Origin of the sequence: Brevibacillus panacihumi, from assembly GCF_003710985.1 — a bacterium.
Classification (GTDB): domain Bacteria; phylum Bacillota; class Bacilli; order Brevibacillales; family Brevibacillaceae; genus Brevibacillus; species Brevibacillus panacihumi.
Window position 1 is genome coordinate 45593 of sequence record NZ_RHHT01000046.1, and the last position, 15396, is coordinate 60988.

Genomic DNA, 15396 nt, shown 5'->3' on the forward strand with positions numbered 1-15396 from the left:
TAAAGGAGGACATCACTCGTGAAATACCGCTACTTGCCCCAAACCGATCAGGATAAGCGCGAAATGTTGGAGACGTTGGGCATCTCCAGTGTCGAGGAGCTTTTTTCCGATATACCGGAAGAAGTCCGCTCCAAAGGCCCGATCCAGATTCCAGCTGCACTCTCCGAGCCGGAGCTGGTGAAATACTTCACAGGTCTGGCCAACAAAAACGTCAATTTCAGCACGCATGTCAACTTCCTTGGTGCAGGGGTATACCAGCATTACATCCCGAGCACTGTCAATCATATGCTTTTGCGCGGCGAATTTTTTACCGCCTATACGCCGTATCAGCCAGAGATCAGTCAAGGCGAGCTGCAGGCGATATTTGAATACCAGACGATGGTGTGCGAGCTGACCGGGATGGAGGTAGCCAACTCCTCCATGTACGACGGCGCTACGTCACTGGCTGAAGCTGCGATGATGGCATCCGGCCATACAGGCAAGAAAAAAGTGATCGTCTCCCGTGCCGTCCATCCGGAATCGCGGGCAGTGCTGAAATCGTACGCGCATGGCCAGGGCGTGGAGCTGGTCGAAGTAGGGGCCGACAGTCAGGGAGTGACCGATGTATCCGCACTGGAAGCCTTGATCGACGACAAAACGGCTGCTGTCATCGTCCAATACCCGAATTTCTTCGGCATTGTAGAGGATCTGGGTGTCATTGAACCGATTGTGCACGGCAATGGCTCCCTTCTGATCGTTTCCTCCAATCCGCTGTCGCTGGGTGTTCTCGAGGCTCCAGGCAAACTGGGGGCGGACATCGTGGTGGGCGACATGCAGCCGTTCGGGATTCCGGCATCCTTCGGCGGCCCGCATTGCGGTTATTTTGCTACGACTACCAAGCTGATGCGCAAAATGCCTGGCCGCATCGTCGGCCAAACCAAGGACGAGAACGGCAAGCGCGGCTTCGTACTCACTCTGCAGGCACGTGAACAGCATATTCGCCGTGAAAAAGCGACGTCCAATATCTGTTCCAACCAGGCGCTCCTGGCGCTGGCCGCTGCGGTTACACTGACAGCGCTCGGCAAGCAAGGCGTACAGGAGATGGCGATGATCAACCTGCAAAAAGCGCACTATGCGAAGCAGGCATTGCAGGCAAAAGGATTTGAGGTAGCCTATAACGGCCCTTCGTTCAACGAATTTGCCGTCAAACTGTCCAAACCGGTAGCCGAAGTGAACCGGGAACTGCTGAAGGCGGGCATCATCGGCGGCTACGATCTGGGACTGGACTATCCAGAGCTGGCGAATCACATGTTGCTGGCCGTAACCGAATTGAGAACCAAAGAAGAAATCGATGCATTGGTGCAGGAATTGGAGGCGATCACTCGTGCGTAACGACCAGGAGAAAGCACTGATTTTTGAAATGAGCAAGCCGGGCCGCGTGGGATACAATCTGCCGGAGCTGGATGTGCCCGAGGTAGACGTAGCCAGCCTTCTGCCCAAGCATTTGATCCGTGAGACCCCTGCGGAGCTGCCAGAGGTTTCGGAATTGCAGCTGGTGCGCCACTATACGGAACTGTCCCGCCGCAATCACGGCGTAGACAACGGCTTCTATCCGCTCGGCTCCTGCACGATGAAATACAACCCGAAGATCAACGAAGATGTGGCGCGTTATCCGGGCTTTGCCCAGACGCATCCGTATCAGCCGGAAGAGACTGTGCAAGGCGCTTTGGAGCTTTTGTACAATCTGCAGGAAGAACTGGCTGAGATCACCGGCATGGACGCGGTCACTCTGCAACCAGCGGCAGGTGCTGCAGGCGAATGGACAGGGCTGATGATGATCCGCGCCTACCACGAAAGCCGCGGCGAAGGTCACCGCACGAAGGTGATTGTGCCCAACTCGGCGCACGGAACCAATCCGGCATCTGCCGCGGTAGCAGGGCTGGAGACCGTTACGATTGCCTCTGATGAGCGCGGTCTGGTCGATATCCAGGCATTGCGGGATGCGGTCGGATCCGATACGGCAGCCTTGATGCTGACCAACCCGAATACGCTGGGCCTGTTTGAAGAGGACATCGTGGAAATGGCTCAGATCGTCCATGATGCCGGCGGTCTGCTCTACTACGACGGAGCCAACGCCAATGCCATCCTCGGTATCGCACGCCCTGGAGATATGGGCTTCGATGTCGTTCACCTCAACCTGCATAAAACCTTTACCGGGCCTCACGGAGGCGGTGGACCAGGTGCAGGACCGGTTGGCGTGAAGAAAGTTCTGGAGCCATTCCTGCCGAAGCCAATCGTCGCGAAAAATGAAGCAGGCATGTTCTACTGGGACAACGAACGCCCGCAATCCATCGGCCGCGTAAAAGGGTACAACGGCAATTTCGGCATCCTTGTTCGCGCCTACAGCTACATCCGCACGATGGGGCCGGAAGGGTTGCTTCAGGTCTCGCAAAATGCGGTGCTCAATGCCAACTACATGATGCGCAGGCTTGCTACGGCGTACCAATTGCCTTATGACCGCGTCTGCAAGCACGAATTCGTCTTGTCTGGTGTCATCCAGAAGAAACTGGGAGTGCGCACACTCGACATCGCCAAGCGCCTGCTGGACTTTGGCTACCATCCGCCAACCATCTACTTCCCGCTGATTGTAGATGAGTGCATGATGATCGAGCCGACAGAGACAGAGACCAAAGAAACGCTGGACGAATTTATCGACGTGATGCTGCAGATCGCACGCGAATGTGAAGAAAATCCGGAAATCGTTCAGGAAGCTCCCCATACGACAGTGGTCAAGCGACTGGACGAAGCTACAGCAGCAAGAAAGCCGATCCTGCGCTATCAGGCACAATAAGCCAGGCCGACGAAAACCGCCTTTTGAACAGGGCGGTTTTTTTGGCTTCTTCATGGTAGGATGAGGGGTAGGAAAAAAGCAGGAAGGGAGAGGCGAAGGCCCAATGAAAAGACGCATTGCTTTTACGGGAGGCGGGTCGGCAGGACATGTGACAGTCAATCTCGCTTGCATCCCCCATTTTCTGGAGGCCGGGTGGGAAGTCGCCTACATCGGCTCGGAGAATGGCATCGAGCGAGAATTGACGCAGGACCTGCGGGGTGTGAGGTACGAAGCAATATCGACAGGCAAACTGCGTCGCTACTTTGACTGGAAAAATGCAACGGATCCGTTCCGGGTGGCGAAAGGAGTCTTGCAGGCGACCCGTTTTCTATCGCATTGGAAGCCGGACGTCATTTTCTCCAAGGGGGGCTTCGTCTCTGTTCCCGTCGTCATGGGCGGATGGCTGAATCGGATTCCGGTCGTCATCCACGAATCCGATCTGACGCCCGGGCTGGCGAATCGCCTGACGGTTCCGTTCGCCCGGAAGGTGTGTGTGACTTTTCCGGAAACGCTTGAGCACCTCCCTGCGAAAAAAGGGGAATGGGTCGGAGCGATCGTGCGAGATGAACTGATGCGCGGCAAGAGAGAACGGGGACTATCCCTTTGCGGATTCACTGCGGATAAGCCCGTCTTGCTGATCATGGGTGGAAGCTTGGGCGCAAAAAGGATAAACGAGGCCATTCGCGATCGATTGAGCGAGAGGCTGAAGAGGTTCCAGATCGTTCATATTTGCGGCAAGGGACAGGTGGATGACTCGCTGCAGCTGGAAGGCTACAATCAGTTCGCCTATGTCAAAGAGGAGTTGCCGGATCTCCTGGCGATGACCGATTTGGTGGTTTCCCGGGCTGGCTCCAATGCGATCTTCGAGTTTTTGGCCTTAGCCAAGCCGATGCTGCTCATCCCTTTGTCCCAAAAGGCAAGCCGCGGAGACCAGATCCTGAACGCCCGGTCGTTTGAACGGCAGGGATTCTGCCAGGTATTGCTGGAAGAGGATATGACCCGAGAGCGCTTTGATCAGGAGTTGGCAAAGCTGTGGGAGCAGCGAATGGTCTATCGCGAGCGGATGCGCCAGTCGCAAGAGGCGGATAGCTTGACCCGACTGCTGGAAGTTATCCGGCAAGCGGCAGGCGAAGCAGAGACTTGAGGGGTTGCCGCCATTTTGCGATCAGGCGTACAATGAACGGTAGAGGGAGGCTGGCAAGATGGAAAAATGGCGCTATCTGGTGACGGAAGCCATGTCACCAGAGATGAATATGGCAGTAGACGAGGCAATTTTGCAGCTGCACGCAGAAGGAAAGGTTCCGCCTACCGTGCGCTTCTATACATGGAACCCGGCCACGTTGTCGATTGGCTATTTTCAAAAAGCTCTCAAGGAGATCAATCTGGAGGAAGTACATAAGCATGGACTCGGTTTTGTTCGCCGTCCCACAGGCGGAAGGGCGGTTCTGCACGACAAGGAGCTTACCTACAGCGTGATCGTGTCAGAGCAGCATCCCAAGATGCCGTCCAGTGTGACAGAAGCCTATAAAATCATCAGCATGGGCTTATTGCACGGCTTTCAGAACCTGGGATTGAAGGCGGAAATGGTGTCGCTGGCAAACGAAGAGGAAAAAGAGAAATATTCTTCTCCCGGATCATCGGCATGTTTCGATTCCCCCTCCTGGTATGAGCTTGTCGTCGAAGGCAAAAAAGTAGCAGGGAGCGCCCAAACCAGACAAAAAGGGGTCATCCTGCAGCATGGTTCCATCTTGCTCGATATGGATGTGGAGCTGCTGTTTTCTTTGCTGAACTTCTCCTCGGATCGCCTCAAGCAGCGCATGATGGAGAGCTTTAGGCAAAAAGCGGTGACGATCAACGAGGTAAGTCCCCGAGCGATCAGTTTGCAGGAAGCCATTGATGCGTTTGGACGCGGTTTTGCGTCCGGTCTGGATGTGGAGCTGGTCCCGGGGGAATTGACCGAGGAAGAACTAGCTTTGGCGAAGGAATTGGCACAGACGAGATACGGGACGGAGGAATGGAATCTCCGTCGGTAAGGATCGTAGTACAAAAAAGCTCTCCTGGCGATCAGATGCGCCTGGAGAGCTTCTTCTTTTTTAGCCAAACCTAGACGAGGACTGCTTCCTCGATATGCTGCTCAAACAATGTCTGGAGCTTTTGCGTCACAGAACCGACCAGTCCGTCGGCAATTGCTTGGCCGTCAACAGAGATGACCGGCATGACTTCGGCAGTTGTGCTGGTCAGGAAAATCTCGTCAGCTTGAAGCAAGAATTTTGTGTCAAAAGGTTTTTCATGGACGGTCAGGCCGTTTTTCGTCGCCAGCTCGATCACGACATCGCGAGTGATTCCCTTCAGAATCAGGTTGTTGGCAGGGTGGGTGTACAGCTCGCCATTTTTCACTGCGAACAGATTGGCGGCGCTGCACTCCGTAATAATTCCGTCACGATGCAGAATCGCATCCTGAGCGCCTGTGTCCTTGGCGTATTGCTTGACCATCACCGCACCGAGAAGGCTGATTGATTTGATGTCACAGCGCAGCCAGCGGATATCCTCGATCAGCGCTGCTTTCAAACCTTTTTTATGATCGGCCAATGGGCGGTCTTTTTTTCTGGCAAAGCCTATCAGAACAGGCTTGACGTCTCCTGGGATATCGTGGACACGGGGAGAATTGCCGCGCGAGACCTGCATGTAGAGAGTGGCATCGTCTTGAGCCGTAATGCCGTTTTTCTCCATCAGCTGCTTGGCAATATCCAGAAGCTCTTGAGCGCTCCATGGCATCTTCATTTGGATTTCCTTTGCGCTGCGCTCCATGCGTTCGATATGAGCGTCCCACTGGAAAAGCTTCCCTTTATAAATGCGGACTACCTCGTAAACCCCGTCTCCGAAGTTATAGCCACGATCTTCTGGATCGACAGCCGCTTCGCCTGCCCCTACCCATTTTCCATCTACATATAGCATGGTTGAATCCTCCTCTAATCGTTCCTGCACTTGATTGATTCAACCTTAACAAATCGCTACCTCAGAATCAATTTTAAAATCAAGAAACAAGTATCAATCATTTTTCAACTCAAACCAGGTGGCTATAAAGATTTTTCATACCCGAAAAATTGGTCAGATATGCATTCGACAGACACCCAGAATCGATTGAAGCCAAAATGGGAGAAAAGCTGTCGTTCACTGACGCTGAATGATGGTATTTGACTAACTATTCTGACTAGACGCGTTTTGTCTATTGCACCCATAATGAAACGTACAATCAGGTGAAGGGGAGATCGGGATGCGGAATGTACACGGGTACGTATGGAAGAACGCCATTGTCAGCGGATTGCTGTTTTTGCCTCTGCTGTTCGTAACCCAGACCGATGCCAATGCTATTCAGACAGCGGCAGGCGACGGGGAGCTTCTCGCGGGACATGTGGAAAAGCTCTCAGCCCTATCAGGACCACCTGCTACCGAGACGGAATTCGCAGCCGGGGTGTACATAGAAAACATACTGCGCTCTTACGGCTATGAGACGGAGTTGCTGCCTTTTACGTACTATACGTATCGCAAGCCTGAAGTGCAGTCCCTGAATATCGAGGGGTGGCCGGATCAGCAGTGGAGCTTGCAGGGCTTCACCTACGCGCCGAACGGGAAAGCAGAAGGCGCGATCGTAGCCTGCGGGCTGGGGACAGCCCAGGACTACCAGCGTGTGGATGTCAGGGGCAAGATAGCCTTGGTTGAGCGGGGCGGAATCACGTACGGGGAGAAGGTCAGGCAGGCAGCAGCTGCCGGAGCAGCCGCACTCCTCATCCAAAACGATCGGGATGTGTTCGTTCCGGCAACGCTGGGGGAGCCGCTCGATATGGCGATCCCGGTCGTGGGCATTTCAAAAAGCCAAGGCGAGCAGTTGCGAAAGCGCATGCACAGCAACGGTGAACAAAAGGCCTCTCTACGCGTAGAAGGGGCTCTGACGCTCCGGCAGACCTCATACTCGTTCCTCGGCAAAAAGCCAGCTACCACCTCGAATCGGAATCAGGCTGTTCTGCTGGGCGCGCGACATGACATGGTAAAGGGAACGCCCGAAGCCTATGATGCAGGGTATGGAGCGGCTGTCATGCTGGAGGCTGCCAGATTGCTCGCAGAACATCCCCATGATACGGATATCTATGTCGTCAGCTTTGGCGCTTCGACCGCGCAGGATCAGGGAGCCCGAGCCTTCGTCGATTATTTGGAGCCAAAAGACAGGCAGAGAATTATCGCGGCCTTTGTCCTCGATGGACTCGGAAGCCGGAAGGGCAACGATCTGCTGGTCACGCCGGGAGAAGGCAGTGGCAGCAAACTTCTTCCCATCCGGGTAGCGCAGGAAAATGGAGCGCAGTACACTCCGTCTCTCGAGCAGAGAACAGGACTGTCTCAAACGGATAAAATCCTCGCACATTCAGGAATTCCGACGGCTCTATTGACGCGAACAGCCGCAAGCGGAGCCACGCCGCCCGCAGCACCTCGAACGATTGACACCGAACCGCTAGTCAAAGCCGCCAATCTCCTGGTGCAGGCGGTAGGGGAAATGATAGACCCGAAAACCCGCGCGTATCCCGTAGAAACGAGCGCCGCCCAACCGGCAGGGAAATCCACTGACGATGGAGAAGAGAGTCAATAAACCGGAAAGAAGCGTCCGAGATTGCAGGACGCTTTTTGGAATTCTCGATCCGATTCTAGGGGCGTTGCCGAACCCACAGCATGCGCAGGAGAAGGAGCAGACCGCAATAGGTAGCCCCCGACGCAAGAATCGATAGGCTCCAGGGGAATGCCTGCGCCAGTCCGCCAAATACCAGCATGATTCCCATCATCACGAGAATGATCGGTTGCATCCGCAGATCATTCCGATGTGCGACTGGAGCAGCGAGGGAGTAGAAAAGGGCTGCGATCCAGATGCCGAGATGAAGGAAGGACAGCGTGATATGTCCCCACCCCGCGGAAGGAAGCAGTTGGCTGATGATCAGCATGGTGGGAGCGGCCGAGCTGTGCACATCATGCCAATAAGCCAGCAGGATCGCATGCCCGAGCAGGGCGACTGCGAAAAACAAGAGGCAGCCGGTTCTGACGCCAAGAAGAATGCTGCGTTCATTGGCTGCTCTGCTGGTAAATGGCAGGCATAGCACCAGACACAATAAAAAATGAAGTCCCAGAAAAGAAAGAGCATGCACCATCCAATAGAAGTTAAGCTGATAACCAAGCGAGGGGATCGGGACATGGAGCTGATCCATGAAAATCAGGGCGTACAGTAGAAAGCCGGCGGATAAAGAGATAGCCATCCCGGAGGTAATCCGTTGCCATCCTCCCAAAACGAGAGCGGCGGCAATCAAAATAGGCAAAAGGATGAGAAACCAGGCAGTAAAACCGTTTGAAAGCGTGCTTGCATATTGACTTGTGATCGCTCCAGCGTAGGTGAGAAGAAAAAAATGAGTCAATGCCGAAAGACTGGGTGCGATGGCTTCTCCAAAAAAGTGGGAAAACAGATCATGCAGGGAACGCAAGCCATGGCGGTAACAGGTGAGGAGCACTTGATAGCCGAACCACCCCAGCCCGATACTGCTTCCTATCAGCCCGAATGTCCCCCAAGAACCAAAATAGGCAAAGAAACGGAGCCATTCGTAGCCGCCTAGGTACATCCCTCCGAGCGCAGCTCCTGCGAAAAATACAGCGATCTGCCAAGCGTTTTTGTCCATAGGCATCATCCTTATTTCCAACTTGGTACAAGTGTATGTAGGTGCAGGGCTCGTTCAGAACACGGATATGAAAGATATGCAGCATACATATTTGTTTGTAAAATAGACCAACCAGCGTATCCTGATTACATATGGTACAGGATCCATTCCAACGAGGTGATTGCAATGAAAATTCTCGGTATTTCGGGCAGCATGCGTCCTGAATCTACCACGAAAAAAGCCGTATCCATCGTCTTGGAGGCAGCCAAGAAGGCTGGAGCCGAAACACAATTGATCCACTTGGCGGATTGGACCCTGCCGCTCTACGACGGCCGCAGCGATCTTTCTACCTATCCAGGGCCAGTGCTTCGTTTTATCGAAACCGTAACCCGTGCAGATGGACTTGTCATCGGCTCTCCAGAATACCATGGATCACTTACAGGCGCGCTGAAAAACAGTCTTGATTTCCTGGAGGGACGTCACCTCAAAGATAAGCAGGTGGCTCTCCTAGGTGTTGCGGGAGGGAGCATGGGTGCGACCAATACCGTGAACGCCCTGCAGCAAATCATGCGAAATTTGCACGCTTGGCCTCTTCCTGCAAGTCCTTCCATCCCGTCTGCCTACAATGCCTTTACTCCAGAGGGGAAGTTGAAGGATGAAGGCCTGCAGGCTCGGCTGGAAATCCTCGGAAAACAATTGGTAGATTACGTCCAAATCATGAACGGCAATAAAGAAAAACAGCTTCTGTAGGGCAGGTTCCTCTTGCAAATCATTCTCATTCCAAGGTATGATATTTTTACGTGCCTTTTTTGAAATACGGTATGGAAATGAGGGGGTCACATGCCGACGCCGAGCATGGAAGACTATTTGGAACGCATTTACAGCTTAATCGAAGAAAAGGGCTATGCTCGAGTCTCAGATATTGCTGAAGCGTTGGAAGTACATCCCTCTTCGGTCACGAAGATGGTTCAAAAGCTGGACAAAGACAAGTATCTCATTTATGAAAAATATCGTGGTCTGGTCCTCACGCCAAAAGGAAAAAAGATCGGCAAGAGGCTGGTAGACCGTCATAGCTTGCTTGAGGAATTTATGCGCATCATCGGGGTGGATGAAAGCCACATCTACCAGGACGTAGAAGGAATCGAGCATCATTTGAGCTGGGAATCGATTACTTGTATCGAATATTTGGTTCAATACTTCCAGGCAGATCCGGCACGAATGGAAGAATTGCAACGAATCAGACAAGAAGACGAACAAAAGGAAGAGTAAGCGAAGAAGAAGGGCTGGTCCACGTGCAGATGATCCTGTGTGAGGGCCAGCCCTGTTTTCCATCCATAAGCCGTATGAGATGAGCCTTCCCCCTATATGGATATAGAGAGTGGCGACAGGAGGTGGCCAAATGAAGGCGGATGCAGTATTTGAGGGCGGCGGGGTTAAAGGGATCGCTTTTGTAGGGGCACTGCAGGTCATGGAGCAGAACGGATACACATGGGAGAAGCTGGCGGGCACCTCTGCCGGCTCCATCGTTGCAGCGCTGGTTAGTGCCGGCTATACAAGCCGGGAACTGAAACCCATTTTTGAAGAACTCGACTATATGTATTTCTTGAAAAAATCGGGGATTGGCCGTTTGCCCTACGTTGGACCCATGATCGATCTGGTCCTGAATGAGGGAATGTACAGGGGAGACAGAATCGAGCTTTTCATCGAGGAACTGCTGCGCCGCAAGGGGGTTCGCACCTTCGGAGATCTGCCGGGTGGCAAGCTGCGGATCATCGCTTCTGATATCAGTCGGGGAAAGATGCTTGTGCTGCCGGATGATCTGGTGGAATACGATCTGATGCCCGAAAACTTTTCCATTGCGCGAGCAGTTCGAATGTCCTCCTCGATTCCGTTCTTTTTTCAGCCGGTTCGGTTAAAGCGGGAGGGAAAGGTCCATTACATAGTGGATGGCGGCTTGCTGAGCAATTATCCCGTTTGGCTGTTCGATGTGCCCGGCGTCCCGGAGTGGCCGACGATTGGCTTTCGCCTCCACGACAGGCAGACGAGGAGTGAAGAGACGAAGGTGACGGGTTTGTTCAGCTTTACGCGCAATCTGCTTACGACAATGCTGGACGCCCATGATCGTCTGTTTGTGGAAAAAGCGCATGCTGTACGCACGATTTTTATCAATACCTTGGGGGTGCGCGCTACCCAGTTTCAGCTTTCAGCGGAGATGCGCAAAGAATTGCTTCTATCGGGAGAGGCGTCCGCGCGGAAATTCCTGAATCATTGGAATTTCCAGAATTATATCCAGGTCTTTCGCAACAGCACCCCCGCTCAGGTAATCTAAAAAACAGGCTGCCAATGTACTTGGCAACCTGTTTTTTATTGAAAGAAATTGTCCTTGGAATCCTGTTCCGACTGTTTTTCGCCAGACTTTCCCTTCTTGCCGTCAATGACGCGAAACGGGTGGTTTTTCTTTTGCTGGGGGGCCGGCTTTTTTCCCGTCTGCCGCATGGTGTTGATCTTTGGCTTATGAACGGGAGCCTTCCTGGAAGCATTCGATCGGGAAAAGAGCTTTCCGGAAAAAAAGCGTCCCGTCCGAAGAAAATTGCGCACGATCAGAAACAGCAAGACAGATAAACCCAACACGATCAATGTGTTTATCGGATCTGTAAACAAGGTCAGCAAGAAGCCGTAAACCGCAAGTACTACGATAACCAGAATCACGGGTGGTATTCGGCGTAACATAGGCCTCACCTCAAAGGATAATCAATATTGTCCCACGTGAAGTCAAGTCGTTAACCAATTGTCACCAAACGTTCCTGCCCTTGCTTTTGATCCAGCTCACGCATTTTTTGGAAAGATGCGATGGCTACCTCCACCTGATGGTCGTCGGGTTCGCGGGTTGTGATCTTTTGCAGCCACAGACCGGGATATCCCAAATAGCGCAGAACAGGAGTGTCACGCAGTTTGTTTGTCCACTGCAGAACCTCGTAGGAGACACCGATCACCAATGGCAGAAGAACGATCCGTTGCACGACCCGCTCCGTCAGACTGTCATAGCTGAACAGCGAGTAGATGACCACGCCGACGAATACGCTGAAAATCAAAAAGCTGCTGCCGCAACGATAGTGCAAGGTGGAAAATTTCTGCACATTCTCTACCGTTAATTCTACCCCAGACTCGAAAGCGTTAATCACTTTGTGCTCCGCTCCATGGTACTGGAACAGGCGTTTGATAATGGGGGCCTGTGCGATAGCGGTAATATAGCCAAGCAGCAGGAGAATCTTGAAGCCTCCTTCTGCGAGGGTTTGCGGGACGCCGTCCGGGACCCATTTGCCCAGCAGGAAATCCGCTAGAAACACCGGCACTAGAGTGAAGACAAATTTGCCGAAAAGGAAGGTCAACACACCTACTACCGCAACACCCAGGATCATCGTCAACTTGGAAGGGGACTCGGTTACCTCTTCCCCGGAGTCGATGCTATAGCGTTCGGAAGCGAAATTCAAATGTCTCGCTCCGTTTGCACTCGCTTCAATCAAGCCAACCAATCCGCGAAGGAAGGGTATCTTCTTCAAGGGCTTAATCCATGTATATTCGGTGCGGGGTGCTTCGAAATACTCGATATCTTGATTTTTTGTACGTACGGCTGTCACGGTTACTGTTTTCCCGCCGAACATGACGCCTTCGATTACAGCCTGGCCACCATAGTTAGGTACTTGTTGCTGCGCCAACTCCTATCACCATCCTTCTTTTTCATTTTACCGGAAAAAAGGCCTTGAATCCACAAGCAGTTGATGGCCGTGTCAGGAACTGGATATCCGTAGTGAAAAAAGAGGAAATCGCGCATACTAACCCAGAGGTGATGACAGGTGGAACGTGTAAAAATAGGCATCAGACAGAAGGAGAACTTGCATGAGCAGGGACGTGAGCGAGCCAGAAATCGCATCACATTGCAAAAATTCCTGGAGATAGCCTTTTGGGGGACCGTTTTCTGGGGGATCATCCGTCTTGTGATCCATTTTCTTAACTTTACTCCCTACGGTCTGGCTTCTTATGGTCGTCCCTTCTTGGGAATAGCAGGAGAAAAGACGTTTGCAGGAACTGCTCTTGGCATTCTTGTACTGTTTACCGGTACACTGGTCGCTTCTTTCATCTATAGGCTGGTATTCTTCAGGACCCGGAACTGGTGGAGCGGTTTGGTCCTGGGAGCAGTTGTGGGAGCTGCCATCGGGTTTTTCTTTCGCTTCGAAAAATGGGAGCTGTCCACGTTAAGTACGGAAGCAGCATGGTTTCTGTCCTACGGGCTTTTTATTGGAATGACGTTGACCCTGGAGAGCTCCGATCAGTAATAACATCAGATGGACGCAGGAAGTCCATCTCGAGTGCATCTTTGTCAAAATCTTTGCAAAGAGAAAACAGGAGAAGTCGTTCCTTTGTTGAAGTTTGTAATGCTTATGTTAAAATGTTTCATTAATAAAAACTTTTTGATTGATCAGCGAAAATAGGGAGGAGGTTATCTGGCATGGCATCCGTTCTGTTATTGAATGGCCCCAACCTGAATATGTTGGGAAAGCGGGAGCCGGAGATTTACGGCAGTGAGACGCTCGAGGACATCGTTGGCCGATTGAAAAAAATGATGGAAGAGGAGCTGGGCGGCCAACTGGAGCATGTGCAGTCCAACCATGAAGGCGTTCTGATTGATGCGATTCACCAGGCCAAGGGCGTTCATGACGGCATCATCATCAATCCCGGAGCGTTTACGCACTACAGCTATGCGATTCGGGATGCACTGGCAAGCGTTGCGCTGCCGACGATTGAAATACATATGTCCAACGTCCATGCACGCGAAGAATTTCGCCATCATTCCGTCATTGCCCCGATCGTGTCCGGGCAGATCGTGGGTCTCGGCTCCGACGGCTATGAATGGGCGCTGCAAGCGCTGGTGCGTAAACTCAAAAACAGCTGAGTGGGTAAAGAAGAGAAAGGGGAAAGATAAGCATGAGCAAGCGATTGGACAAACTGCGTGAGGAACTGGCGCGCATTCAAGCAGATGCATTCATTACCGAAAAGGCAGAAAACCGCTTCTACCTGAGCGGCTTTACAGGATCGACAGCATGGGTCATCGTCACTGCCAACGATGCTTTTTTGGTTACCGATTTCCGTTATGTCGAGCAGGCGCAGGAGCAAGCCCAGGGCTTTTCCGTCATTGACAATGAGCGAAAGGCAGTCGAGACGATCGCGCGCGTCCTGAGAGAAAATGGGGTCAAACGACTGGCGTTTGAGGGAAGCAGCGTGTCCTTTCAGACTTATTCGGATTGGAACAAGGCATTCGAGCCTGTCGAACTGGTGCCGACCAGCGGCCTGATCGAAAAAATCCGCATGTTCAAGGATGAATCCGAAATGGTGATCATCCGGGAAGCGGTACGGATCGCGGAAGCCGCATTTGAACACATTCAAGGCTACATCAGACCTGGCGTGCGCGAGTCCGATGTCGCTCTCGAGCTGGAGTATTTTATGCGCAAACAGGGTGCGACCGGCTCTGCCTTCGACATGATCGTAGCGTCAGGTCCGCGCGGTGCCTTGCCGCACGGACGGGCTTCCGACAAAGTGATTCAGGCAGGGGAAATGGTGACGCTTGACTTCGGTGCGGCCTACAAAGGATACAATTCGGACATCACACGCACACTAGCGGTAGGGGAGCCAGATCCCAAAATGAAAGAAATTTACGAGATCGTCCTGCAGGCCCAATTGGCGGGCGTAGCCGCGCTGCGGCCAGGCGTGAGCGGCAAAGAGGCCGATGCTGCTACTCGTGACATCATTACTGCCGCGGGATACGGCGCTGCTTACGGACACAGCGCAGGGCACGGCTTGGGACTGGAAGTGCATGAGCTTCCTACCCTGTCTACAGTGAGTGCCTTTGTACTCGAACCAGGCATGCTCGTCACGATGGAACCGGGTATTTACATCAGCGGTCTTGGCGGCGTGCGAATCGAGGACGATGTCTGGATCACACCGGATGGTCATGAGGTCCTGAACAAATCCACGAAAGAGTTGCTCATTTTGCCTGTCTAATTTATACTATTTTTGTTACTCTAGCGGACACCTCTATTTTGCAGCCGTTCCTTACGGGGGCACTGCTACAGAGGTTTTCCCACTGATTGATTTGGGAGGACTACCATGATCTCTGTTAACGATTTTCGTACTGGTTTGACGATCGAAGTGGACGGCAATATCTTTCAAGTGCTGGAATTCCAACACGTGAAACCAGGTAAAGGCGCGGCATTTGTTCGCTCCAAACTGCGCAACATGCGCAACGGCAATACAACGGAAATGACTTTCCGCGGCGGTGAAAAAGTAAACCCTGCCCGCATCGAGTCCATGACCATGCAATACCTGTATGCAAGCGGGGACGAGTACACTTTCATGAATACCGAAACCTACGAGCAATTGACGTTTACTCGCAACCAAATTGAGCGTGAGCTTCGTTTCCTCAAGGAAAACATGAACGTGCAAATCATGCAGTACAACGGCGAAACCATCGGTATTCAACTGCCGAACACGGTAGAATTGAAAGTAGTCGAGTGTGAGCCAGGAGTAAAAGGCGATACCGCTTCCAACGTGACCAAAAAGGCAACGCTGGAAACTGGTTTTGTCGTCAACGTCCCTCTTTTCGTAGAGGAAGGCGAAACTCTGGTTATCGATACACGTACGGAAGCATACGTTTCCCGCGCATAAGCGTCAGATCGTAAAAGAAAAGCTGTACCCATTGTTCAATCATGGGTGCAGCTTTTTTGCTTTTTTTAGAAAAAGGTATAAACATTTGGAAAGAAATCTCGCCTTCATCCGTTAACCTAT

At 52.5% G+C, this 15396-nt stretch carries 16 protein-coding genes; 12 read left to right on the top strand and 4 right to left on the bottom strand.

Features of this window, described 5'->3' with window-relative positions:
- The first annotated feature begins 18 nt into the window (after window positions 1–18).
- From gcvPA to EDM58_RS19035, 4 genes are all read left to right on the top strand, one after another.
- Window positions 19–1371 carry an aminomethyl-transferring glycine dehydrogenase subunit GcvPA gene (gcvPA, locus tag EDM58_RS19020; protein ID WP_122914718.1) on the top strand — a complete coding sequence of 451 codons (1353 nt, stop codon included), beginning with the start codon at window positions 19–21 and terminating at the stop codon, window positions 1369–1371.
- The gene (gcvPB, locus tag EDM58_RS19025; RefSeq protein WP_122914719.1) at window positions 1364–2830 is read left to right on the top strand and encodes an aminomethyl-transferring glycine dehydrogenase subunit GcvPB; all 1467 of its coding nucleotides are present in this window, start codon (window positions 1364–1366) and stop codon (window positions 2828–2830) included. Before gcvPA ends, gcvPB begins: the two co-directional genes overlap by 8 nt.
- Before the next feature lie 103 nt (window positions 2831–2933).
- Entirely contained in the window at window positions 2934–4013 is a 1080-nt protein-coding gene (locus EDM58_RS19030) for an undecaprenyldiphospho-muramoylpentapeptide beta-N-acetylglucosaminyltransferase (protein WP_122914720.1), read from the top strand.
- Between the two features lie 58 nt (window positions 4014–4071).
- Window positions 4072–4902 carry a lipoate--protein ligase family protein gene (locus EDM58_RS19035; RefSeq protein ID WP_122914721.1) on the top strand — a complete coding sequence of 277 codons (831 nt, stop codon included), beginning with the start codon at window positions 4072–4074 and terminating at the stop codon, window positions 4900–4902.
- A gap of 70 nt (window positions 4903–4972) precedes the next feature.
- Here EDM58_RS19035 and dat read toward each other — a convergent pair whose 3' ends face one another.
- Window positions 4973–5824: a D-amino-acid transaminase gene (dat, locus tag EDM58_RS19040; RefSeq protein WP_122914722.1), complete on the bottom strand. Its 852-nt coding sequence runs from the start codon at window positions 5822–5824 to the stop codon at window positions 4973–4975.
- 319 nt (window positions 5825–6143) lie between these two features.
- On the opposite strand from dat, the gene EDM58_RS19045 reads away from it, so the two are divergent.
- A complete protein-coding gene (locus tag EDM58_RS19045; RefSeq protein WP_122914723.1) occupies window positions 6144–7508 on the top strand; it encodes a PA domain-containing protein in 1365 nt (454 codons plus the stop codon).
- 55 nt (window positions 7509–7563) lie between these two features.
- Here EDM58_RS19045 and EDM58_RS19050 read toward each other — a convergent pair whose 3' ends face one another.
- A complete protein-coding gene (locus EDM58_RS19050; protein ID WP_122914724.1) occupies window positions 7564–8577 on the bottom strand; it encodes a hypothetical protein in 1014 nt (337 codons plus the stop codon).
- A gap of 165 nt (window positions 8578–8742) precedes the next feature.
- Between EDM58_RS19050 and EDM58_RS19055 the strand changes: the two genes are divergently transcribed.
- From EDM58_RS19055 to EDM58_RS19065, 3 genes are all read left to right on the top strand, one after another.
- Complete coding sequence (locus EDM58_RS19055; RefSeq protein ID WP_122914725.1) at window positions 8743–9306, top strand: NADPH-dependent FMN reductase; 564 nt, start codon at window positions 8743–8745, stop codon at window positions 9304–9306.
- A 90-nt stretch (window positions 9307–9396) separates the two neighbouring features.
- Window positions 9397–9825, top strand: coding sequence for a transcriptional regulator MntR (gene mntR, locus EDM58_RS19060; RefSeq protein ID WP_122914726.1), 429 nt, complete (start codon window positions 9397–9399; stop codon window positions 9823–9825).
- A 130-nt stretch (window positions 9826–9955) separates the two neighbouring features.
- Complete coding sequence (locus EDM58_RS19065; RefSeq protein WP_122914727.1) at window positions 9956–10885, top strand: patatin-like phospholipase family protein; 930 nt, start codon at window positions 9956–9958, stop codon at window positions 10883–10885.
- 35 nt (window positions 10886–10920) lie between these two features.
- Here EDM58_RS19065 and EDM58_RS19070 read toward each other — a convergent pair whose 3' ends face one another.
- Together EDM58_RS19070 and EDM58_RS19075 are read right to left on the bottom strand one after the other, a co-directional pair.
- Window positions 10921–11286: a hypothetical protein gene (locus EDM58_RS19070; RefSeq protein WP_122914728.1), complete on the bottom strand. Its 366-nt coding sequence runs from the start codon at window positions 11284–11286 to the stop codon at window positions 10921–10923.
- 50 nt (window positions 11287–11336) lie between these two features.
- Window positions 11337–12272, bottom strand: coding sequence for a DUF1385 domain-containing protein (locus EDM58_RS19075; protein WP_122914729.1), 936 nt, complete (start codon window positions 12270–12272; stop codon window positions 11337–11339).
- A gap of 138 nt (window positions 12273–12410) precedes the next feature.
- Between EDM58_RS19075 and EDM58_RS19080 the strand changes: the two genes are divergently transcribed.
- From EDM58_RS19080 to efp, 4 genes are all read left to right on the top strand, one after another.
- Window positions 12411–12890 carry a YqhR family membrane protein gene (locus EDM58_RS19080; RefSeq protein WP_122914730.1) on the top strand — a complete coding sequence of 160 codons (480 nt, stop codon included), beginning with the start codon at window positions 12411–12413 and terminating at the stop codon, window positions 12888–12890.
- Window positions 12891–13063: 173 nt separating this feature from the next.
- The gene (aroQ, locus tag EDM58_RS19085) at window positions 13064–13507 is read left to right on the top strand and encodes a type II 3-dehydroquinate dehydratase (protein ID WP_122914731.1); all 444 of its coding nucleotides are present in this window, start codon (window positions 13064–13066) and stop codon (window positions 13505–13507) included.
- Between the two features lie 32 nt (window positions 13508–13539).
- A complete protein-coding gene (locus EDM58_RS19090; RefSeq protein WP_122914732.1) occupies window positions 13540–14613 on the top strand; it encodes a M24 family metallopeptidase in 1074 nt (357 codons plus the stop codon).
- A 105-nt stretch (window positions 14614–14718) separates the two neighbouring features.
- Entirely contained in the window at window positions 14719–15276 is a 558-nt protein-coding gene (efp, locus tag EDM58_RS19095) for an elongation factor P (protein ID WP_122914733.1), read from the top strand.
- Window positions 15277–15396 lie beyond the last annotated feature (120 nt).

Coding starts and splice junctions, on each gene's coding strand:
- EDM58_RS19045 (WP_122914723.1), top strand. CDS start 6,144: ATGCGGAATGTACACGGGTACGTATGGAAGAACGCCATTGTCAGCGGA.
- EDM58_RS19065 (WP_122914727.1), top strand. CDS start 9,956: ATGAAGGCGGATGCAGTATTTGAGGGCGGCGGGGTTAAAGGGATCGCT.
- dat (WP_122914722.1), bottom strand. CDS start 5,824: ATGCTATATGTAGATGGAAAATGGGTAGGGGCAGGCGAAGCGGCTGTC.
- EDM58_RS19070 (WP_122914728.1), bottom strand. CDS start 11,286: ATGTTACGCCGAATACCACCCGTGATTCTGGTTATCGTAGTACTTGCG.
- mntR (WP_122914726.1), top strand. CDS start 9,397: ATGCCGACGCCGAGCATGGAAGACTATTTGGAACGCATTTACAGCTTA.
- EDM58_RS19055 (WP_122914725.1), top strand. CDS start 8,743: ATGAAAATTCTCGGTATTTCGGGCAGCATGCGTCCTGAATCTACCACG.
- aroQ (WP_122914731.1), top strand. CDS start 13,064: ATGGCATCCGTTCTGTTATTGAATGGCCCCAACCTGAATATGTTGGGA.
- EDM58_RS19030 (WP_122914720.1), top strand. CDS start 2,934: ATGAAAAGACGCATTGCTTTTACGGGAGGCGGGTCGGCAGGACATGTG.
- EDM58_RS19035 (WP_122914721.1), top strand. CDS start 4,072: ATGGAAAAATGGCGCTATCTGGTGACGGAAGCCATGTCACCAGAGATG.
- EDM58_RS19050 (WP_122914724.1), bottom strand. CDS start 8,577: ATGGACAAAAACGCTTGGCAGATCGCTGTATTTTTCGCAGGAGCTGCG.
- EDM58_RS19090 (WP_122914732.1), top strand. CDS start 13,540: ATGAGCAAGCGATTGGACAAACTGCGTGAGGAACTGGCGCGCATTCAA.
- efp (WP_122914733.1), top strand. CDS start 14,719: ATGATCTCTGTTAACGATTTTCGTACTGGTTTGACGATCGAAGTGGAC.